Origin of the sequence: Nonomuraea composti (assembly GCF_012034275.1) — a bacterium.
GTDB classification, from domain to species: domain Bacteria; phylum Actinomycetota; class Actinomycetes; order Streptosporangiales; family Streptosporangiaceae; genus Nonomuraea; species Nonomuraea composti.
This window is the reverse complement of the sequence record NZ_JAATEP010000023.1, coordinates 63,386-84,021: the sequence shown is the minus strand read 5'-3', so window position 1 is coordinate 84,021 and position 20,636 is coordinate 63,386. Positions and strand designations below refer to the sequence as shown.

The following is a 20,636-nucleotide window of genomic DNA, read 5'->3' as shown; positions in this document are numbered from 1 at the left end:
CAGAATTCTGACATGACGCAAGACGATGTGTACCGGACCGTCGGCTACCAGCTCAAGCGGGTGCAGGCCGCCCTCAGGGCCGCCATGGACGCCGCGCTGCGCGCCCACGGGCTCACCACGCCGCAGTACGCGTGCCTGGAGATGCTCGGGCACCGGCCCGAGCTGTCGAACGCGGAGCTGGCGCGCGGCGCGTTCGTGACGCGGCAGTCGATGAACGTGGTGCTGCGCAACCTGGAGGAGGCGGGCCTGGTGTCGCGCCCCGCGACCGCTCCGTCGGGGCGCGCGCTGCCGACGCGGCTCACGGAGGCCGGGGAAAGGGTGCTGGAGGCGGCCAGGGCCGACGTGCTGGCCGTCGAGCGGCGGATGACGGCCGGCCTGGACCGGGCGCAGGCGGAGGTGCTGCTGCGGCAGCTCGACGCCATGGCCGAGGCCCTGGCCGGCTCGGACGGCTGACCGCCCGGGCGCACGACACGCGCCCCGGGCGATCCAGCGGCAGGCGTCAGTGGACGCGCTGCATGCGGCTCGCGGCCGCGTGGGCGGCGCCGATGATGCCCGCCTGGTTCTGCAGCGCGGCCGGCACCACGGGCGTCTCCAGCCGGACGTACGGCAGGAACTTCTGCGCCTTCTTGCTGACACCCCCGCCGATCACGATCAGCGACGGGGAGAACAACATCTCGACGTGACGCAGGTACTCCTCCACCCGCTCCGCCCACTTCTCCCAGCTCAGGTCGTGCTTCTCGCGGGCCCGGTCGGAGGCGTGGTGCTCGGCCTCCTTGCCGTTGAGCTCCAGGTGCCCCAGCTCGGTGTTGGGGACCAGCTCCCCGTCCACGAACAGGGCGCTGCCGATGCCCGTCCCGAACGTCAGCACCAGGATCGTGCCCGGCCGGTCCCGTCCCTCGCCGAAGCGGACCTCGGCCAGCCCGGCCGCGTCGGCGTCGTTGAGCACGGTGGCCCCGCCGAACAGCTGCGCCGCGTCGACCCCGATCCAGGAGCGGTCCACGTTGGCGGCCGTCTTGATCACCCCGTTCACCACGACCCCGGGGAAGGTCACCCCGACCGGGCCGGTCCATCCGAAATGGCGGGAGATCGTGTCGATCACCGCGGCCACCTTCTCGGGGGACGACGGCTCGGGAGTGGGGATGCGGAGCCGCTCTTCCAGCAGCTCACCGGCCTCTGTGTCGACGGGCGCGCCCTTGATCCCGGAGCCGCCGATGTCGATGCCCAGCACGTTCATGACTGTCTATCTTCCCCACAGACGCGAATAACTCTATTTCTGGCCCGGCTGAACCCCGCCTCCCCCGTCCGCGTATCTCGCGTCACAAGCGCTAACTAGGAGGCAACGGATGCGGCCACGCATCATCACACTCTGCGCTGTTGCGGTCGTTCTGGGAGCGACTCTCACCTCTCCCGCACACGCCACCACCAGGACGCGATTCGACGTCATCAACCTTGTGTCGGACGTTCAGGGCAAAGCCCCGGTCACCGACCCCAAGGTCGTCAACCCGTGGGGCCTGGCCATGGGCAAGACTCTGTGGGTCTCGAACACCGGCACCGGTAGCGCCACCGTCTACTCCGGCACGGGCAAGAAGGAGAAGACGGAGGTGGCCATCCCGGGCGGAGCCCCGACGGGCCAGGTGTTCAACCCCGGTGACGGGTTCACGGTCAAGGGCAAGCCCGCCTCGTTCATCTTCTCCAGCCCGAGCGGCGCCATCAGCGGATGGAACGCGGAGGTGGACCCCGCCAACGCGATCATCGCGGCGTTCACCCGCGGCGCCGACTACAAGGGGCTGGAGCTCGTCCAGACCGAGGACGAGGCCTTCCTGCTCGCCGCGGACTTCGCGAGCGGGCGCATCCACGCCTTCGACGAGGACTTCCAGCGCATCCACCTGGCGAAGTGGCAGTTCAGGGACCGGGCGCTGCCGAGGGGTTACAACGCCTACAACGTGGCGGTCGCCAACGGCAGCATCTGGGTCGCCTACGCCCTGCGCGACCCGAGCACCGGCAAGCCGGTCTTCGGCAACGGCAAGGGCTTCGTCAGCCGCTTCAACGCCAGTGGGCGCCTGACGGGGCGCATCTCCCGCGTCGGGCTGAACGCCCCGTGGGGCATCACGGCCGCGCCCAAGGGCTGGAGCCAGTACCGCAACGCGCTGCTGGTCGGCAACTTCGGTGACGGCACCGTGCAGGCGTACCGCAGCGGCAGGCACCTGGGCGCGCTGCGGACGTCCGACGGCAAGCCGATCGTGCTGCCGGGCCTGTGGGACCTGGAGCCGGGCACGGCCGCCACGGGCGGCGAGAGCTCGCTGTGGTTCTCGGCCGGCATCGACGCCACCAAGCACGGCCTGATCGGGGTCATCGCCCCGCAGGGCACGAAGGTGAGCTCCAACGGGGCGGCGGCCGCGCCGTCGAGCGGCCCGTCGAGCAGCCCGACGCACCCGGCGGGCCACAAGTCGAGCGCCCCGCAGAACCAGTCGCCCTCCCAGAATCCCTACGGCGGGTACTGACGGCAGGCGTTCGGTCGCCGCCGCCCCCTGGCCTGGCGAGAAGCGCAGCTCGCCCGGTACGGCGAGGGGGCGGCGGTTCGTCCCTCGCGGCGGCGTCTACAGTCCGGGTCATGAGTGAGCAGACGTTCAGCGAGTGGCTGAGGCAGCAGTGCGAGCCGGAGTGGACGGCGGTGGTGACCCACCCGTTCGCGACGGCGATCATCGAGGGAACGGCGGCCGGCGATGCGATGCGGCGCTACCTGGAGCAGGACTTCCAGTTCGTGGACTCCTTCACGGCACTGCTCGGCGCGGCGGTGGCCGCCGCCGACACGTTCGAGGCCCGGGTGCCGTACGGCACGTTCCTCGGTCAGGTGGCGACCACCGAGGAGAAGACGTACTTCCATCGGGCGCTGGCCGAGCTGGGCGGGCGGACCGAGGTGCCGCTGGAGCCGGTGACGGCGGCGTTCAGGGAGCTCATGGACGAGGTGCGGCGCTCGCAGGACTACCTGCTGATCGCGGCCGTGCTGTGCGTGGCCGAGTGGTGTTACCTCGGCTGGGCCTCGCGGGCCGCCGAGCCGCTGCCGGAGAGTTTCGTGCACCGGGAGTGGATCGAGCTGCACGAGGGCGCGGAGTTCCGCGCCTGGGTGGCGTTCCTGCGGGGCGAGCTGGACCGGCTGGGCGCCGGTCTGGGCGCGGAGCGGCGCCGGGAGGTGCTGGGGGTGTTCCGCCGGGCGGTGGAGCTGGAACGGGCCTTCTTCGACATGGCCGCCGGCTGAGCTTCGGGAGGCAGGGCCGCCGGTCAGCCCAGGATTTCGGCGAGGTCCTGGAGGGACCGGTAGTGGATGCCGGTCATGCCCAGGGCCCTGGCGGCCTCCACGTTCGGCAGCCGGTCGTCCACGAACAGGCAGCGGGCGGGCGCGGCGCCGGCCCGTTCGGCCGCGATCTCGTAGATGCGCGGGTCGGGCTTGGCCACCCCGACCCGGGCGCTGCTCACCACGTCGTCGGCGAAGTACGTCAGTCCCAGCCGGTCGATGTGCTCCTCCAGCGTGTCCATGGCGTTGGTCACGATGATCACTGGCACGTGCTCCTGCGCCCTGGCCAGCAGCGCCCTGACCTCCTCGTCCACCCAGAAGGCGATCTCGACGAACTCGGCCATGGCCTGCCGCGCCCGCTCGCCGCCGCCGAGCGCGGCCACGGTGGCCTCCACCCACTGCGCCTCGGTGACGTGGCCGAGCGTCGGGGGCAGGATCATCTCGGGGTCGAAGGCGGTCTTGCGCAGCGGCAGGCCGTAACGGGCCTCGATGTCGGCCTGGGCGGCGTGGTCGAAGTGGCGCAGCACGCCGTCGAAGTCGGTGAGAACCGCGTCGAAGGGGAACACGGAACAGCATTCTGCCGCACACCGGCATCTCAGGGGTGCCCGCCACAGGGCCCAGGACCACGCGCGGCACTACCATCTCCGAGACAGGATTCGGTATCGGAACGGTAGGGCATGAGCGATCATCGGCTGCCACGCGAGCTGGGCCCCCTGTTCGCCGACGGCGGCAGGGGGCGCAGGCTGGGCGTGGCGCTGCCTCCCGGTGACGTGGTCTGGCCGGATCCCGGCTACACGGGGCAGGGGGTGCCGGCGCGGCCGGCGTTCTGGATGAGCGACGAGCCGGTCACGGGCGCCGACTGGGCGCTGCTGCGGGAGTGGCATCCGCACAGCGGCCTGTGGCCGCTGCTGCTGGACGAGTCGGCGCAGCCGTGGAGCGTGGGGCAGGTCGTGCCGGACGATCCCCGTCAGATCGACCATTTCACCGCCGAGGGGTTCATGGCGGAGGTGTGGCAGGAGTGGGTGGCGCAGATGCCGCCGGACGCGCTGGAGGAGCTCGATCCGTACGGCGCGATCTGCCCGGGCCCGGCGGCGCCCGGCGTGCTGAAGGCCGAGCCTGAGGCGGTCGCCGACTGGCTGGCGGGCGAGCTGGCCGCCAGGGGCATGCCGGTGGGCCTGGTCGCCGCGGGCCGGGGCGCCGACGCGCTGGCCGTGATGGGCTGGCAGGGGGCGCTGCACCACAACGAATGGATGGTGCCGATGGCGGCGGTGGTGCGCAGCTGGGAGGACCGGTTCGGGGCGCGGGTGGTGGGCGTCGGCTTCAACACGCTGGAGCTGAGCGTGGCGGCGCCGCCGGTGGATCACGAGCACGCGCTGCACGTGGCGGCCGAGCACTGGACGTTCTGCCCGGACAACGTGGTGCAGGGGCCCGGCGATCTCCAGGGATACGCCGCCCAGATCATGGGCCGGCACGCCTGGTCATTCTGGTGGGATTGAAAGCCCGCTTTTACGCTACCTTTAACTTCCGTGCCATGGGGAGATCTGACGCCGGAGCTGCTCCACTCCTCCGTCTGGGCCGACGGGCTGGTGGAGTCGGCGGGCATCCCCGTCTATGACATGCCGCTGGTGTCGGTGGGCGGCGGCATCGGCTCGTTCACGCTGCTCGACGTGCTGCGCATCCGCGGCGTGCCCACCTCCGCCGTGCGGGTGCTCTCGACCAGCGACTCCCCCTGGCAGACGTGGGAGTACCTGACGCGGGTCTCGCAGCTGCCCGCTCACGAGCGCATCCGCTCCGACTCGGGCGCGCGGCCCGACAACATCTGGGGCTTCCCCTCGTACGCGGTGCAGGAGGCCTGGCAGGAACGCTCCGTCAAGCCGCTGCTCCAGGTGCTGACCGAGCCGATCGGCACCGACTTCTACAGCCCCCGGGCGGCGCTGGTCATGCGGAGCGTGCAGCGCGAGGCCGACCGCATCGGCTACTGGGAGATGCTGGCCAAGGGGCAGGTCCGCATGGTCAGGAAGCGGCTGGGCGGCGGCTACTTCACGGTGCTGACGCCGCCGGCGGGCAGCGGGCCGACCAAGCGGGTGGCGCTGCGCTCCCGCTACGTGCACCTGGCCGTGGGGTATCCGGGGCTGAAGTTCCTCGACGACCTCCAGGAGTTCCGCCAGCGGCGGGGCGAGCGGTATCGGGTGGTGAACGCGTACGAGCCGCACGAGCACGTCTACGACCAGCTCAGCAAGCGGCCCGGCGTGGTGGTGGTGCGCGGCGCGGGCATCGTGGCCTCGCGCGTGCTGCAGCGCCTCATGGACGACAGGGAGCGCTACGGCCTGCAGACGACGATCGTGCACCTGTTCCGCACGTACGTGACGGGCTCGCACGGGCCGCACCCGTTCATGCGGCGCAAGGGCGGCGACGGGTGGGCCTACCAGGCGTTCACGATGCCGAAGTCGGCGTTCGGCGGGCAGCTCAAGGCGCAGTTCCGCAAGGCGACGCCGGAGCGGCGGGCGCGGCTGGCCGCGCTGGTGGCGGGCACCACCACGCCGAAGCTGGCCCGCTGGCAGGAGCAGCTGCGCCGGGCCAGGCAGGGCAGCTGGTACCACGCGGTGCAGGCCGAGGTGGAGCGCATCGACCAGACGCCCGACGGCCGGCTGGTCACCCACACGCGCAGCGCGAGCTCGGCGCCCATGCAGTACGTCTCCGACTTCATCATCGACTGCACCGGGCTGGAGGCCGACATGCCGGAGCACCGGGTGCTGGCCGACCTGCTGCAGCACGGCGGCGCCCGCCCCAACAAGGCGGGCCGGCTGCAGGTGGGCCGGAGCTTCGAGGTGCTGGGCACGGAGAGCGGCGACGGCCGGCTGTACGCCTCGGGCGCGGCCACGGCGGGCAACCACTTCCTGGCCGTCGACAGCTTCCTCGGCATGCAGACGGCGGCCCTCGACATCGCCGACGACCTGGCCAGGCGCGGCTTCTGCAAGGGGCTGGGGCCGGTCAGGTCGGTGTCGCAGTGGCTGAAGTGGGCGGCGAACAGGAGACCGGCTTGATCCCGACGCTCGCCGGGCGGGTGCAGACCCGGCTGTTCGTGCTGGCCACGGTGGGGGCGGTGCTGACGGCGCTGCTCGCGCTCGTGCTGCCCATGTCGCTGCGCGACGCGTTCGTGATGCTGCTGGCGGTCGCCGTGGTCGGCGTCGGCTGGGAGCTGCTGTACCACCTGCTGATGCAGTTCCGCTGGGACAAGGACTGGCCGACGCTGTTCGGGCTGGTCACGGCCGTGCCCGAGGGGCTGCTCATGTGGGTGCTGCTCGATGCCGGTCTGGTGCCGGGGGTCGGGGGGCCGGTGCCGTTCTGGGCGTTCGCCGTGATGTTCGGCGTCGTGTGGGTCGGCCAGTGGCTGTTCGTGAACGGGCCCATGCGGGTGCTGTTCGTCCAATGGCGGCTGCGGGGTGGCCGCCTGTTGTGAGGGGGAAGCTCATGGGCGGGGTCGAGCTGGCTCGTCCGCTGTACTTCTGGCTGGGCACGCTGGCCACGGTGGCGGGGGTGCTGCTGCATCTGCCGATGTACCTGCACGGCGCGGACATGCACTACCGGCTGGCCGGGATGCCGATGGACCTGCCGATGACGATCGGCATGGTGCTGATCGTCGCGGGGCTGGTGGTGACGGCGTGGGGGCTGGTGCCGCCGGGCGCGTTCGCGGCGAGGCCGGCGGCCGAGGTGCGGGTGCGGGCGCTGGACGACCAGCGGATGCGCCCGGCGCACATCGGGCTGATCGTGGTCATGTCGGTCGCGGTGGTGATCGACGCGATGAAGCCGATCACGCTCGGGTTCGTCTCCCCCGGCATGGTCGAGGAGTACGGCCTGAGGTCCCCGCTCAACCCGGGCGGCGACCTGCCGGTGGCGCTGCTGCCGCTGTCCGGCCTGACCGGCACGGTGCTGGGCTCGCTGCTGTGGGGCTGGCTGGGCGACAAGATCGGCCGCAAGCCCTCCATCCTGTACGCGGGCGTGCTGTTCATCGGCACGGCCATCTGCGGCGTGATGCCGAGCTTCGAGGGCAACCTGGCGATGTGCCTGGCGATGGGCCTGGGCGCGGGCGGCATGCTGCCGATCGCGTTCTCGCTGCTCGCTGAGACGATCCCGCCGCGGCACAAGGGCTGGGTGATGGTGCTCATCGGCGGCAACCTGGCCGTGGCCTACCTGCTGGCGAGCTTCCTGTCGGCGACGCTGGCGCCGGAGTACTCCTGGCGGGTGCTGTGGCTGGTCGGCCTGCCGACGGGGGTCTTCCTGATCCTGCTCAACCGGTTCATCCCCGAGTCGCCGCGGTTCCTGCTCGCGCACGGCCGCGACGACGAGGCGCACGCGATCATGGCCCGCTACGGCGCGGCGCTCACCTCGGAGTCCGACGTGGAGCGGGTCCAGGACGAGCACGAGGGCGGCTACTCCCGGCTGTTCCGCGCCCCGTTCACGGGGCTGACGGCGGCCGTGGTGGTCCTGGGGCTGAGCATCGGCCTGGTCACCTACGGCTTCCAGCTGTGGATCCCGTCCAACCTGCGCAGTCTCGGCCTCGACCAGTCGGCCGCTGACCGGGCCCTCGCGGACTCCACGCTGCTGGGGCTGCCGCTGATCTTCATCTCGGCCGCGATGTACGGCCTGTGGAGCGCCAAGAAGACGATCGTGGTGCTCTCGGCGCTGGTCGGGGCGGCGCTGGTGGTGCTGTCGTTCTCCGGCGAGACGCTGGCTCACGACCGCACCTGGCTGTACGTGCTGCTGGCCGGGCCGATCGTGGGGACGGCGGCGATCGCCGCGGTGCTGGCCGCGTACAGCTCCGAGATCTACCCGACCCGGGTGCGCTCGCGCGGCTCCGGGCTGTCGGCGGGCGTCGGCAAGTTCGGCGGCGTGGCCGTGACCGGCGTGCTCGTCGCGGGCGCGGCGGCCCCGTCCATCGGGATGACGGCGCTGCTGGGGGCGGTGCCCCTGCTGCTGGCCGTGGTGGCGGTGCTCGTCTTCGGCGTCGAGCCCGTCAAGGGCCCGGCTGGAGCGCCGGCCGAACCCGCGAAGGTGTAGGGCGCGTCAGGGAACGCGGGCCACGGCACCGTAGTTGCCGGACGCGCTGGGCTGTTCGGCACAAGCGTCGTCGTGGCCGTCGGGCCGCCATTCCGGAACCCACACCAGCCCCGGATCGACCAGCACCAGGCCGTCGAGCAACGCCTCGACCTCCTCCCGGGTGCGAATCGCGTGGCCCGGCAGCGTCATCGCCAGCAGGTCGTGAATGGCCGGCAACAACTCCGCCGGAATGGCGTCGAACGTGGTCTGCATCATCGACAGGTAACTCCGTTCGGGAACCACCTGGCGAATGCGTTTGATCACGTAATGGAAGTACTCGTCGTCGTTCAGGCTGTGGGTGGACAGCAGCAGCACGGCCATGGGCCGGTCCCAGTCGAGGAACGTCTGCAGCACCCGGTCGTCGAGGATCTCGTCGATCTCGCGCACGTCGCCCTCTACGACGCGGACGAGATCGGTGATCGGCTCGATGGTCGCCCGCGCTCCGGCCAGCACCATAGGGTCGTTCTCCACGTAGACCACGCGTGGCACGGAGCCGTTCAGCGCGTTCCTGGCCACGTCGTGCAACTGCCTGCCCGGTGGCAGACCGCTCGGGACGCCACTCCCGACGATCACGAACTGGTCCACACCTTCGCTCGCCAGATGGCGGACCACCCGGCGTAAATATTGGAGCACCGCTCTGGCGGCCGTCGTCGTGATCGGGGCGGCCTGGTCATAGCGGCTGATGACATCCCGGTCCGCCACGAAGTTGTTCTTCCCACCCGCGGCGGCGTCGAGAATCCGCGTGACGCGCGCTTGGGTCATCTCCAGCTTCGCCAGGTTTCGGATGGCACGCTGACGCATTTGAGTGTTGCCCCTTTCCCCTCGCCCACTATCGCGGGAAAAGCTGATCCTTTCGGACCCCACTCGATGACCCAGACCATATGATCCTCGCCCCGGGGGGAAAGACAACCGCAAAAGCCATTGATTGTGGATATACCTACGTAACCATTCGTTGGTACAAACCACGAAACGATCAGATCCCCGGGGAAGGCGAAAGCGGAACGATCAGATCCCCAACGAACGCGAAAGTCTTTCGCGATGGAAATTCAGCATCTCGAAGGTCTCGTCGCGCGTGGTCGTCGTCACCGACAGCTTCGTGAACGCCTGGTGGAACGCCTCCACCTCGGCCGCGCCGGTGATCAGCGCGTCGGAGTCGATGCCGTGGGCGCAGGCGATGTCGGGCTCGAACGCCTCCGCGAAGCGCCAGATCGTGAACGGGCCCGTGCGCGGCACGTACGCGGGATCCTCCATCGGCACCACGTGCAGCGAGACGTTGGGCCGCTTGGCGTGCTCGATCAGCACCTCGAGCTGCCGGAGCTGGACGTGCTGCCCGACGATCGAGCGGATCAGCACGCTCTCGTCGATCACCGCCCACAGCACCACGCCGTTGTCGCGCGGCACCGCCTCCTGGCGGGCCAGCACCAGCGCCAGCGCCTCCTCGACCGTCTGCTGCCCGAGCGTCGCGGGCCCGGCCACGGTGATGGCGGCCCTGGCGTACTCCTCGGTCTGCAGCAGCGGCGGGACGAACTGGTTGTGGTACGTGCGGATCACCGTGGCCCGGCCCTCCAGCGCGTAGCCGGTGGCCAGCCAGACGGGCACGGACTGCGCGTCGTACCAGGCGGCCTCTCGCTCGCCCCTGGCCAGCGAGAGGACGTACTCGCGGATGGGGGGCACGGAGACGCCGTAGACGGTGAGCAGGCGCTCGACGGTGATGGGCGGCGGGGCGATGCGCCCCTCCTCGATGGCGGGGATCGCCGCCGCGCCCCTGCCGATCGCGGTCTCGACCTGCTCGACCGAGAGCTGGGCCGACAGGCGCAGGCCGTGCAACCGCTTGCCGAGCGCCCGGCGCTGCGGGCCGCTCAGCGGCGCGACCGCCTCGGGGATGTCGGAGGTCGGCTCGGGCTCCTCGGGCAGGCCCTCGGCCTTGCGGGCCAGCTCGACCACGCCGCGCAGCACGGCCAGGGAGCTCTCGGACAGGCCGGAGGCGGACAGGCCGATGGTGGCCGCGCGCAGTTGGAGGTCCTCCACGGAGCCCGATTCGAGGAAGTCGTCGCCGACCAGCCAGCCCACGCTCACCTGGAGGCAGGACGCCAGCGCCCTGAGCACCTGCAGCGTCGGGTTGGTCTGCTTGCCGGTGCGCAGCTGGCTCACGTAGGCGCGGGTGATGGGGATGCCGGCCTCCGTCAGGGCGGAGGCGACCTGCGCGCCGGTGAAGCCGCGCTTGGTCAGCGCGAGATCGAGCCGCTCGGCGAAGTTCGCCACGGCACACCTCCTAGCCGCCCGTGAACATGGTCCAGCGTAAGGGACGCTCGCCCCACTGTCCCCTGCCATGCGGGCAAGCTCTGCCACGCAGGCAGGTATCAACTTATGCGCAAACTGTCAGTTGACATAGCCCCCTGCATAAGCGGACTATCGGAGCACGTGGTAACTGGGGCTTAACAGCCTCAGCGGTTCTGGAGAGATCCCCCTGCGAGGAGGTGGCCGGACGTGACCATGGATTCGACCTTCCTGGACGGCCCGGCCGTCCCAGGCCAGGAGCCGGCGGTCCAGCGCATCTGCGCCCGCGTCGCCGGGCCCGGCGTCCACGTCGCGAGCCTGCCGCTCGGCGGGGTCCAGGTCTGGCTCGACGACCCCGGCCACCGCTGGCGCCACTACCACCGGATGGCCCGCGAGCTGCGGCTGGCGGGCTGGCACACCGAGACGGGCCCCGACCGGCTGCTGTTGCTCGGGTGGAGTGCGGTCTGCCTGAGCCACCGCGTCAGGATGCTCGGCGCGGCCCTCACCGGACGGCTGGCCGACTTCGACCGGACGGCGTTCACGTCCGTCATGGTCGCCACCCGGCTGCGTCACGAGGGGTTCCCCGCCGCGGACCTGCCCGGCGAGGTCGAGGCCCACTGCGCCGAGGACCTGCGCTGGCCCGCCCGGCTGGCCGACCTCGACGGCCTCGAACGGCGCTCGTCGCTGGAGCCCATGCGGCTGCGGCTGGCCCAGGTGGCCGGCCTGGAGGCCAAGGTGGGCCGGCGCTGCGCCGAGCATCTCGCGCTCGCCTCCAAGGTCGCGCGCATGGTGGCCGGCGGTGCGGGGCCGGCCCGTACGCACGCGGCCGGCGAAGCCGGACCACCGGCCCGCGCCCGCGCGGCCGGACCCAGGGCCGGGCTGACGGAGCGCATGGTCTGCGTCAGCGTGCCGAACGTGGCCGAGAGCGCGGTGACGGCTCGATGAGACCCCCGGCCCCCCACTGCCCGGGCGCGACGGCGGCCATCCCGCCGGCGTCGCCTCCGGACCCCCACCGCCCGGGCGCGACGGCGGCCATCCCGCCCGCGTCCCGGCAACCGCTGCCACCCCGTGTGGCGGCGCACAAAGCGCTGGCCCCGGCGCTTCCCCACCCCCCCGGCACCGTGCGGCACGTGCCCGACCTAGTCGGCGCGGTGCTGACGGCCAGCGCGGTAGCGGCTGGCGTGCTGGCCGTCTCGAGGGGTGGCGCCTGGGGCTGGCTTTCTTCCCGCCCGCGAGGTCGCCCGCGCACGCCCGCCGCCCTGCCGCTGAACTCGCGGCGGCGGCGTGCCCGCGACCCGCGGCGGGACGGCGGCTCCACAAGGGCCGCCACGATGGCGGCGGCGCCTCCGGCCATGCCGGTCGTCCGCCGCGTCGGGCTCGGCAGGGTCGTCTACGGCGGTGTTCCCGGCCTGGACGGCACCATCGGCACGGCAGCGATGCCGGGCGGGACGATCGCCGTGACGGGCGCCACGATGCCGATCGACCGGCCGCCCCCAAGGGGGCCGTCGCCCGGGCACGCCCGCGTGCTCATGGCCGTTCCGCCGGCCACCGTTCTGCTCGCCGCCACGGCGCTGGTGCGGGTCGCCGTGGCGTCGGAACGTGAGACCGGACCTCCACCCCGACGCGCGGCCGGAGAGGAGCCGGTGGCGACACCGCGCCGGCTCCTCTCCGCGCCGCACCCCTCACCACCCGCCTCCACATAGGAGTGATCATGCTCACCGAGGAGCTGCGCAGGTCACAACCGCACGAAGTGCACCCCCGGGGCGTACGACCCGGCGCGCCCCCACCACCGTCCGGCGGGAAACCCCGTGAAGAGGACCAGGGAGCGGCGCGCACCGTGCACCGGCTGCGCCGCATCCGGCAGGTGTCCGTCGCGGCGATCACCGAGATCGACCACGCCCTGACCCCCCACCGCACCCCCTGAACCCTCTTCGCCTTCCGGCACCGGAAGACCTTCCCGCACAGGAGGAGAAGACCATGCGCACCGTCCGGGGCACACCATGAGCCGCCGCAGGATCGGCGTGCTCGTGGCGCCCGCGAACCCGTCGGCCGAGCCCGAGCTGACCCGGCTGCTCGGCTCGCGGGCCGACATGCACGTCGCCCGCCTCCCCGCCCGGCCGGGGCGGTCCCTGATCGACCGGCTGGAGAGCTACAACACCGCCGTGCCCGCCATGCTCGGCGCGTTCGACGGGCTGCGGCTCGACGCGCTGGTCATGGCCTGCAGCGAGCCCCGCTACCTGCTCGGCCCCGACGAGGACCGCGAGCAGTGCGCCGAGCTGACCGCCGCGACCGGGGTGCCGTTCGCCTCCGCCACGCAGGCCACGCGCGAGGCGCTGGAGCACGTGATGGTGACCGACATCGTGCTGGTCTCGCCGTACCAGCCGTGGGTGACCGACCTGGCCGAGCGCTTCTGGAAGACGGCCGGGCTGAACGTCACCCAGGTCGTCCAGGTACGCGCCCCCGACGGCTACTCCCCCTACGGGCACACGCCCGCCTCCCTGGTCAGCCAGGTCGAGCTGGCCGAGGTGCCGGGCGACGCCGTGCTGCTGTTCACCGGCACCGGGCTGCCCACGCTGCCCGTGCTCAGGCCGCTGACCAGCGGCAACGACCGCACCCTGCTCACCTCGAACCTCTGCGTGGCCTGGTGGGCCCTGTCCAAGGCCGTCGGCCGGCACGTGACGCTCAGCCGCGTGCCGTACCGCCGCCACATGGCCGCCGCGGCCCGCGTCGGAGGCCGGCCATGAACGGCGTCATCGTCGCAGGAGCCGGCCCCGCCGGGCTGACCGCCGCGCTCTGCCTGGCCAGGGCCGGGATCCCGGTCACCGTCCTGGAGCGCGAGAGCGAGCTGCCCCGGCAGGCGCGCGCCTGCACCTTCCACCCCGCCACCCTCGACCTGCTCGACGACCTCGGCGTGGCCTCCAGGCTGGTCGCCGCGGGCCGGGTCGTGGAGCGGGTGCAGTGGCGCGACCGGTCGGGGATCGTGCTGGCCGAGATGGGCATGAACCGGCTCGACGGCCTGACCAAGCACCCGTTCAGGATCCACGCCGACCAGGCCCGCCTGACCCCGCTGCTGCTGTCCGCCCTGAGCGTCTACCCGGACGTGGACGTGCGGTTCGGCACCCACGTGGACGGCGTGGCGGAGGGCGGCACCGGCATCCGGGTCCGCGTCGGCCACACCTGGACGCGGGCCCGGTACCTCATCGCCGCCGACGGCGCGCACAGCACCGTGCGCGGCTCGCTCGGCCTGCCCTTCCCCCGCTCCGCCTGCCCGGCGCAGGCGCTGCGGGTCTTCACCGACGCGCCGCTCGACCGGCTGCTGCCCAGCCTGGCGCCGCTGACGTACGTGCGGGACGTGCAGCAGTCGTGCACCCTGCTCGGCCTGCCCGACCACTGGCGGATCATCTTCAAGATCCCCTGCGACACGCACGAGCCGCTGTCCGCGCCCAACCTGTCGCTGCTGGTCCGCAGGGCGCTGCCGGGCGCGGGCGAGCCGATCCGGATCACCGGAGCCGACCGGTTCGGGCTGTCCAGGGGCGTGCTGACGTCGTACCGGTGCGGGCGGGTGCTGTTCGTCGGCGACGCCGCGCACCTGACCTCCACCGTCGGCGGGCTCAACATGAACGCCGGCATCCACGACGCCGCCGAGGCCGGCCAGGTCCTCGCGGCCGTGCTCCACGGCTCCGCCCGGCCCGCCGCGCTGGAGGCGTGGGCCTGGCGGCGCCGCTCCGTGCTGCTGCACCGCGTGATCCCCCGGAGCGAGACCCGCCCGGCGGGAGTGCGCGAACGCGACAGCGCCCGGCTCGCCGCCGCCATGGCCGGGCTGCGGGCCATCGCCGGCGACCCCGACGCCACCCGCGCCTACCTGGCGCAGGCGTCGCTGCTCGACACCCCCGGGGGGACCTGAACCACGAACCAGCGTCCGCGTACCGAACGGAGGAGGTGACACCGGATGTGGCGAACCCTGTCGGACGACGCGCGCCAGGCCATTCGTGACCTGTGCGACAAGCACGGAGCCCGCCTCTACGACTACTGCCGCACCGAGCTCGCCGCGGGCGACGCCGAGCAGGCCGTCGCCGGCGCCGCGATGACCGTGCACCTGTACGCGGATCGCGTGGTCGATCCGGCCCTGAGACGGCCCTGGCTGTACGCCGTCGCCCGAGCCCACCGGGCGGTCGTCGCCAAGCCAGCGAGCATCGGCTCCTGGTCGCGGCCCGGCCGCATGTCCGAGCTGCTGCCCGAAGCGCTGCTCTCCCTCGAACGCCCCCAGCGCGAGCTCCTCGACCTGTCCGTACGGCACGGCCTGGCCGACGCCGAGCTCGCCGCCATCTTCGAGCTGCCCGAGCCCGAGGTCCACGCCATCGTCGCGCGGGCCGCGGCCGGGCTGGAGGAATGGTTCGCCGCGATCATCGCCGCCCGCTCCCGCACCGGCTGCCCCGTCCTGACCTCGCGCATGGCCGAATGGGTCGCCGCGCCGGGACGGCGGGCCAGGGCCAGGATCGGCCGGCACATCCAGTCCTGCGCGACCTGCCGGGCCGCGCCCAGGACCATGACGGCCGGGGCGCTGCTGCGCCGCCTGCCGATCGCGACTCTGCCCGGCACGCTTCCCAACCGGCTGGCGTCGGCGCAGCCGTTGCCCGGCGAGGGGCCACTCTGGCGGGCCGACGGCTTTCCAGTGCAGGCCCGCACACTGGTGGAGACCGGCCCCTCGTCGCCGGCTCCTCCGGTCGCCGACACCACGCCGCCCGCCCAGGTCGCCGGCCCCACGACGGCGACCTCGGGAAAGCCCTGGTCGGCGGCGGGCGCGGCCGCCGCCGACCAGGAGCCCCCCGGGCGTCCCGTTCCCCTCTCCGCCCCCGTCCCCGATCCTGACCCTGACCCTGATCCTGATCCTGAGCAGGCGGGCGCGGGCCTGGGGCCTCCCGGCGCGCCCGCCGTACGGGGCCGGCACCCGTTCACCCCGCCCAGCCGCACCCGGCCCTTCCGCGGCGGCGCGTACGGCGACAAGCTCGTCTACACCACCGCCATCAAGGGCGAGAGCAACGGCACCCACCAGAGCGGCGCCATCGTCCGCTACGGCGGCCTCACCCTGTCCGCCCTCGAACAACCGGCGAACGGGGACGCGGCGCAGTGGCAGGAGTACTGGCGGCTGCCCGCCGACGAGGACGACGACCCCGAGCCCGGCACCCCGATCAGGGCCGTGGCCCGGCTCGCGCTCATCCTCGGCGTCGGCCTGCTCGCGGCCGGCCTCATCTGGGCCGTGCTGAACGCCCAGTCCCAGCCGGCCACGCTCACCAAGGCCGCCGCCCAGACCACCCTGCTCCTGAACACCCCCGCCGAACCCACCGTCTCCGTCACCACCCAGACCCTGGCCGGCTCGGGCCTCCGCTCCGTCCCCAAGAAGACCGCTCTCCCCCGCCCCGCCCCTCCCGTGGCCCGCCTGTCACCCCCGTCACTGTCACTAGGCTCAGGACGCAGCGGGACGTTCTCCCTGTCGTGCACCGGCCGCTGCGCCATCACCTCGACCTCCGCCACCGCCGGCATCACCGTCTCCGGCCACCGCTTCCGCGTCCAGGCCCCTCGGGACGCGTGCGAGCTGGGAGCGGTGGAACGGCACGGGCGGATCACCGTCCGCTGGACCGGCCACACGACCGGCGACGGCCGCACCACCGGCGGCATCACCCGGGCCGGCGGCTCCCTGACGCTACGCGTCTCCTGGACGTCCCCACGCTCCGCGGACTCGGGCACCACCCTCAGCGTCCGCGACGGCGGCCCCCACCGTCCGTGCGACTGACCCCTCCGGCAGGCGGAGCCGTCGCGCCCTGCGCGGCGCGGGCGGCGCCGTCGTGCGCGCCGCACCGCAAGCGGGACTCATCGCGCACGTCGCGACACTCATCATGGGCCGCCCGGCCCCTGCTACGTGCATGCCGGCGCATGCCACCGTGCCGAAGGCGCCGCCCCCACCGCCCCGCCGTCTCGGGTCGCCGCCCCTGGCCACCGTCCCGACGGGCGCTGGGCTCGCCCGTCTCTCGCGCCGGTAACACCAAGCGACCCCCGCCGGAGTGCGGCGGGGGCCGAGGGTTCAGAAGAAGTGGAACCCGGTCTCAGGCTCGGGCAGTTCCACCTCCGCGGGCCCGCGGAACCTGGCGGTGTCCTGAGGCACGTCCGCCAGCGGAGTCCCCAGCACGAGCGGGACGTTCACGCGGCTGCGGGCGAGGTCGAGGGTCACGGCGGCCCCGGTGCCGGCCTCGTCGGTGTACGTGGTGTCGGTGCCGGCGACCACGAGCGCGATCCGGTGGCCCTTCTTGAACGTGTAGTCCTGCGGCAGCGTCAGCCACCGCACCGTCCCGTAGGAGCCGGCCGGCAGGGGCGTGGGCCGGCTGAGTGACTGCCGGTTCTGTACGTCGATCCAGCCCCGCGCGACGATCTCCAGGGGCCGGGTGGCGAAGTTGGTGACGACCTTGCGGTAGCAGGCGTCGTCGGCCGCGGTGCTCTCGCCGTGGCAGTCCTCCTCGGTGAGGGTGGTGATGCCCTGGCCGCGCCGCCAGTCCACGCGGGTGTCCTCGCCGAGGTCGACGAGGAGGGCGGTCAGGTTGGCGGTGGGCCGGTCGAGCTTGACCCGCAGGTCGGCGGTGGGTGTGCCGGACAGGCGCAGGTCGAGCGGGAGCGCGCCGGTGGTGAACGCGACGCGGCCGGGGTTCGGGGTGCCGATGCCGGCCACCATGTCGTTCTCGCTCATGGCGACGTCGGTGAAGGTCGCGGTGCTGTTCCTGGCGGCGGGGCGCAGGCCGAGCGTGCCGTCGGGCGCGGGCCGCAATGACGCGTCGATCGCGTACGGGGCGGGCCAGTCGCGCTGGGTGATCCACTGGACGGGGCCGATCTCGACGTCGGCGCGCGGCTCGTTCATGATCCCGTTGCGGACGCCGTGCAGCCAGTGGTCGAACCAGCGGTGCAGGGTGTCCACCCACAGGTCCCTGCGTCCTTGGAAGTCGAACGGGTCCACGTGCTGGGTCTGTCCGACCCAGATCTTGCGGGGCACGTTCCGGTCGGCCAGGGCCTTCCACCAGGCGGAGAAGTTGTCGGGTTTGACGTTGAGGTCGTTGACGGTGTGCACGACGAAGACGCTGGCCCTGACCTTGGAGACGTCGGCGAGCAGGCCGCTGATGTAGTCGCGCTCGGCCCAGAACCGGTTGTAGTTCCCGGTGTCGTCGCCGTCCTCGGCGTCCATCCTGTCGCGGACGGCCTGGCACTTGGCGTCGGGGTCGGTGTCGACGTAGTTGGCGAGGAAGGAGGCGTAGTCGAGGTTGTAGATGACGCCGTTCGAGCGCTGGTACTTGTACCAGGAGCTGATCGCCGAGATGGGCACGATGGTCTTGAGCCCTTCGACGCCGGTGGCGGCGACGGCGTTGGCGAGCGTGCCGTCGTACGACTTGCCGATCATCGCGGACCTGCCGGTCGTCCAGTCGGCGACGGCCGGGGTGCCGTCGGCCCTGAACGCCTTGGCGCGGCCGTTCAGCCAGTCGATGACGGCCTTGCCGCCCAGCACGTCGGCCTTGCCGCCGACGTCGGGGCAGCCGTCGGAGCGGGTGGTGCCGAGCATGTCGACGTTCAGGACGGCGTAGCCGCGCGGGACGAAGTAGTTGTCGTAGAAGAGCGGAAATTTCGTGACATTTCCGGCAGCGTCGTAGACCTTGCGTTCCGACTCGTTGCCGCGTCCCGAGTTGTCGTAGTACGGGCTCTCGTCGATGATCACCGGCACCCTGAGCCCGGGGCCGGACTCCTTGGGCCGGATGATGTCCACCCTGACCCGGTCGAGCGCGCCGTCGGCGTCGCTGTCCACGGGCGATTCGACGTACACGTGCTCGCGAACCGCGTCCGCGTACGAGAAGACCGGCTGCGTGCGGCCGTCGCGGACGGTGATCGTGGGAGCGGCTGCGGCGGCCTGGGCGGGAGTCGCGATCGCGAGGGTGAGGGCGACGGCGAAGAGGGCGGGGCGTAATTGTGACACGCGTGACCTCCGGGACACGGTTGGCCGAAACAAGCGCAATCTCTCAAAGAGCCAGGAAGGTGGCAATATCCAGGGCATGGAAGTGTTGGATCGGGTACGGGGCTGCCTTCTGGGCGGCGCGGTCGGTGACGCGCTCGGCGCGCCGATCGAGTTCCAGTCGTTGCGGGACATCCGCAAGCATCACGGGACGGATGGCATCACGGGATATGTCGCGACCTGGCGCGGCAGGACCGGCCTGATCACGGACGACACCCAGATGACCCTCTTCACGGTCGAGGGCCTGCTGGACGCCCGTGCCACCGCAGCTCACGCTACCGAAGCCCAGGGCGAAGACGGGGGCGACGCGCGGGAGGCGGCCGAGGGCGGTACGCCATCACCGGCCGAAGGCGGCACGCGGGAGGCGGCCGTCGAGGCGGTGCGGCGGGCGTACCTGCGCTGGCTCGACACCCAGCAGCACCCCGCTCCCCCGCCCGCGACCCTCCCCCACCACACCGGCACCCTGCGCGAGGAGGGCTGGCTGTACTCGCGGCGCGCCCCGGGCAACGCCTGCCTGTCGGGCCTGCACCGCCCGTTCCCCGGCCCGTCCGCGTGGGGCGTGCCGGGCCCGGTGAACCCCGACTCCAAAGGCTGCGGAACGGTGATGCGCTCCGCCCCGTTCGGGCTGGTCAACCGCCTGCCGCAGGAGGCGTTCGAGCTGGCGGCGGCCTGCGCGCAGATCACCCACGGCCACCCGACCGGATACCTCGCGGCGGGCGCGTTCGCGGCGATCATCACGCACCTCATGGCCGGCCGGGCGCTGGAGCCCGCCGTCCACGAGACGATGGAGCTGCTGGCCCGGTATCCCGGCCACGAGGAGACCACCGCCGCCCTGCGCGCCGCCGTGCACCTGGCGGGCGCCGGCGGGCACTCGCCGGAGGCCGTCGAGTCGCTGGGCGGCGCGTGGGTGGCGGAGGAGGCGCTGGCCATCGGCGTCTACTGCGCCCTGGCCGAGCCCGCCGTCGACCGGGCACTGCTGCTGTCGGTCAACCACTCGGGCGACAGCGACTCGACCGGCTCCGTGTGCGGGAACCTGCTGGGCGCCCTGCACGGCACCGCGCCGCTGCCCGCCGCCTGGCTGTCCCCGCTGGAGGGCCGGCCCACGATCGAACGCCTCGCCGCCGCGCTCGTCTGACCCGCCACGTCCGTACGGCAATATCTAGGGTGGAGGTTCTTCAGCCGAACAGGAGTAGGTGCATGCGTAACGTCGCCAGGACCTCGCTCGTCGACGCCGCCATCGCCGAGCTCCGCCGGGAGATCGCCGCGGGGGTGTGGCCGGTCGGCACCAAGATCCCGTCCGAGAGCCGGCTGGCGGAGAGCCTCGGCATGAGCCGGCTGTCGGTACGTGAGGCGGTGCGGGTGCTGGCGCACGCGGGGCTGCTGCACACGCGGCAGGGCGACGGCACCTACGTGACCGCGACCGACGAGTCCCAGGTCGCGCTGCGGCGCCGGCTCGACACGGCCGCCGCCATGGACATCATCGACGTCCGCCGCGGCCTCGACCTCGTCGCCGCCCGGCTCGCCGCCGGCCGCCGCACCGACGACGACCTGACCGCCCTGCGCGACACCCTGGCCCGCAGGAACGCGGCCGGCCGGGCCGGCGACCTCGACGGCTTCGCCGACGCCGACGTCGACTTCCACCTCCTGGTCGCGGACGCCGCCCACAACGCCCTGCTGGGCGACCTCTACCGCAGCATGAGCGACGCGCTGCGCGACAGCGTCAGGGACCAGGAGGAGGCGGCGCTGGTCCCGGACAGCTCGCACGAGGAGCTGCTGCGCGCGATCGAGGAGCGGGACGCGGCCAAGGCGGTCGCCGTCTCGGTCGCCATCCTCGACCAGCAGGAACGCCACCTCTGACCCACCGCGGCGCCCCTCCGCGCCCGCAGAACCCTGACCACCGCGGCCGGCGGTGGCGTGGCCTGCGCCCCG

Annotated in this window: 20 protein-coding genes; 15 read left to right on the top strand and 5 right to left on the bottom strand. The window is 72.5% G+C overall.

Annotated features, from left to right (window positions below; translation table 11 throughout):
* Positions 1–12 precede the first annotated feature (12 nt).
* Positions 13–453, top strand: coding sequence for a MarR family winged helix-turn-helix transcriptional regulator (locus HCN51_RS29650; protein ID WP_168013727.1), 441 nt, complete (start codon positions 13–15; stop codon positions 451–453).
* A gap of 46 nt (positions 454–499) precedes the next feature.
* Here HCN51_RS29650 and ppgK read toward each other — a convergent pair whose 3' ends face one another.
* On the bottom strand, positions 500–1,234 hold the full coding sequence (ppgK, locus tag HCN51_RS29645) for a polyphosphate--glucose phosphotransferase (RefSeq protein WP_168013725.1): 735 nt from the start codon (positions 1,232–1,234) through the stop codon (positions 500–502).
* A 217-nt stretch (positions 1,235–1,451) separates the two neighbouring features.
* On the opposite strand from ppgK, the gene HCN51_RS29640 reads away from it, so the two are divergent.
* Together HCN51_RS29640 and HCN51_RS29635 are read left to right on the top strand one after the other, a co-directional pair.
* On the top strand, positions 1,452–2,501 hold the full coding sequence (locus tag HCN51_RS29640) for a TIGR03118 family protein (protein WP_168013723.1): 1,050 nt from the start codon (positions 1,452–1,454) through the stop codon (positions 2,499–2,501).
* 110 nt (positions 2,502–2,611) lie between these two features.
* On the top strand, positions 2,612–3,256 hold the full coding sequence (locus HCN51_RS29635; RefSeq protein WP_168013721.1) for a TenA family protein: 645 nt from the start codon (positions 2,612–2,614) through the stop codon (positions 3,254–3,256).
* Between the two features lie 23 nt (positions 3,257–3,279).
* Here HCN51_RS29635 and HCN51_RS62415 read toward each other — a convergent pair whose 3' ends face one another.
* Complete coding sequence (locus tag HCN51_RS62415) at positions 3,280–3,858, bottom strand: HAD-IA family hydrolase (RefSeq protein ID WP_168013719.1); 579 nt, start codon at positions 3,856–3,858, stop codon at positions 3,280–3,282.
* Positions 3,859–3,969: 111 nt separating this feature from the next.
* On the opposite strand from HCN51_RS62415, the gene HCN51_RS29625 reads away from it, so the two are divergent.
* Genes HCN51_RS29625 through HCN51_RS29610 form a run of 4 tightly spaced genes read left to right on the top strand, consistent with a single transcriptional unit; the run spans position 3,970 to position 8,350 of the window.
* On the top strand, positions 3,970–4,788 hold the full coding sequence (locus tag HCN51_RS29625; RefSeq protein ID WP_168013717.1) for a DUF4253 domain-containing protein: 819 nt from the start codon (positions 3,970–3,972) through the stop codon (positions 4,786–4,788).
* Positions 4,789–4,818: 30 nt separating this feature from the next.
* Positions 4,819–6,336: a hypothetical protein gene (locus HCN51_RS29620; RefSeq protein WP_168013715.1), complete on the top strand. Its 1,518-nt coding sequence runs from the start codon at positions 4,819–4,821 to the stop codon at positions 6,334–6,336.
* Positions 6,333–6,752 carry a hypothetical protein gene (locus HCN51_RS29615; protein ID WP_168013713.1) on the top strand — a complete coding sequence of 140 codons (420 nt, stop codon included), beginning with the start codon at positions 6,333–6,335 and terminating at the stop codon, positions 6,750–6,752. Before HCN51_RS29620 ends, HCN51_RS29615 begins: the two co-directional genes overlap by 4 nt.
* A gap of 11 nt (positions 6,753–6,763) precedes the next feature.
* Positions 6,764–8,350 (top strand): MFS transporter, encoded by a 1,587-nt coding sequence (locus HCN51_RS29610; RefSeq protein WP_168013711.1) that lies wholly within the window; start codon positions 6,764–6,766, stop codon positions 8,348–8,350.
* A 6-nt stretch (positions 8,351–8,356) separates the two neighbouring features.
* On the opposite strand, the gene HCN51_RS29605 is transcribed toward HCN51_RS29610, so the two are convergent.
* Together HCN51_RS29605 and HCN51_RS29600 are read right to left on the bottom strand one after the other, a co-directional pair.
* Entirely contained in the window at positions 8,357–9,190 is an 834-nt protein-coding gene (locus tag HCN51_RS29605) for an SAM-dependent methyltransferase (RefSeq protein WP_230465908.1), read from the bottom strand.
* Positions 9,191–9,394: 204 nt separating this feature from the next.
* The gene (locus HCN51_RS29600) at positions 9,395–10,651 is read right to left on the bottom strand and encodes a Scr1 family TA system antitoxin-like transcriptional regulator (protein ID WP_168013709.1); all 1,257 of its coding nucleotides are present in this window, start codon (positions 10,649–10,651) and stop codon (positions 9,395–9,397) included.
* Positions 10,652–10,876: 225 nt separating this feature from the next.
* Between HCN51_RS29600 and HCN51_RS29595 the strand changes: the two genes are divergently transcribed.
* The 6 genes from HCN51_RS29595 (at position 10,877) to HCN51_RS29570 (ending at position 16,457) form a co-directional block, all read left to right on the top strand.
* The gene (locus HCN51_RS29595) at positions 10,877–11,611 is read left to right on the top strand and encodes a hypothetical protein (protein WP_168013707.1); all 735 of its coding nucleotides are present in this window, start codon (positions 10,877–10,879) and stop codon (positions 11,609–11,611) included.
* A gap of 185 nt (positions 11,612–11,796) precedes the next feature.
* Complete coding sequence (locus HCN51_RS29590) at positions 11,797–12,369, top strand: hypothetical protein (protein ID WP_168013705.1); 573 nt, start codon at positions 11,797–11,799, stop codon at positions 12,367–12,369.
* Positions 12,370–12,377: 8 nt separating this feature from the next.
* Positions 12,378–12,590, top strand: a complete 213-nt coding sequence (locus HCN51_RS29585; RefSeq protein WP_168013703.1) for a hypothetical protein — start codon at positions 12,378–12,380, stop codon at positions 12,588–12,590.
* Positions 12,591–12,666: 76 nt separating this feature from the next.
* Positions 12,667–13,410 (top strand): maleate cis-trans isomerase family protein, encoded by a 744-nt coding sequence (locus HCN51_RS29580; protein WP_168013701.1) that lies wholly within the window; start codon positions 12,667–12,669, stop codon positions 13,408–13,410.
* Positions 13,407–14,570, top strand: a complete 1,164-nt coding sequence (locus HCN51_RS29575; protein ID WP_168013699.1) for an FAD-dependent oxidoreductase — start codon at positions 13,407–13,409, stop codon at positions 14,568–14,570. Before HCN51_RS29580 ends, HCN51_RS29575 begins: the two co-directional genes overlap by 4 nt.
* A 45-nt stretch (positions 14,571–14,615) precedes the next feature.
* Positions 14,616–16,457, top strand: coding sequence for an RNA polymerase sigma factor (locus HCN51_RS29570; protein ID WP_168013697.1), 1,842 nt, complete (start codon positions 14,616–14,618; stop codon positions 16,455–16,457).
* A 288-nt stretch (positions 16,458–16,745) separates the two neighbouring features.
* On the opposite strand, the gene HCN51_RS29565 is transcribed toward HCN51_RS29570, so the two are convergent.
* On the bottom strand, positions 16,746–18,671 hold the full coding sequence (locus HCN51_RS29565; RefSeq protein ID WP_346433844.1) for a Xaa-Pro dipeptidyl-peptidase: 1,926 nt from the start codon (positions 18,669–18,671) through the stop codon (positions 16,746–16,748).
* 76 nt (positions 18,672–18,747) lie between these two features.
* Here HCN51_RS29565 and HCN51_RS29560 point away from each other — a divergent pair, with 76 nt between their 5' ends.
* Positions 18,748–19,842, top strand: coding sequence for an ADP-ribosylglycohydrolase family protein (locus HCN51_RS29560; RefSeq protein WP_168013693.1), 1,095 nt, complete (start codon positions 18,748–18,750; stop codon positions 19,840–19,842).
* A 62-nt stretch (positions 19,843–19,904) separates the two neighbouring features.
* Positions 19,905–20,564 (top strand): FadR/GntR family transcriptional regulator, encoded by a 660-nt coding sequence (locus HCN51_RS29555; RefSeq protein WP_168013691.1) that lies wholly within the window; start codon positions 19,905–19,907, stop codon positions 20,562–20,564.
* Positions 20,565–20,636 lie beyond the last annotated feature (72 nt).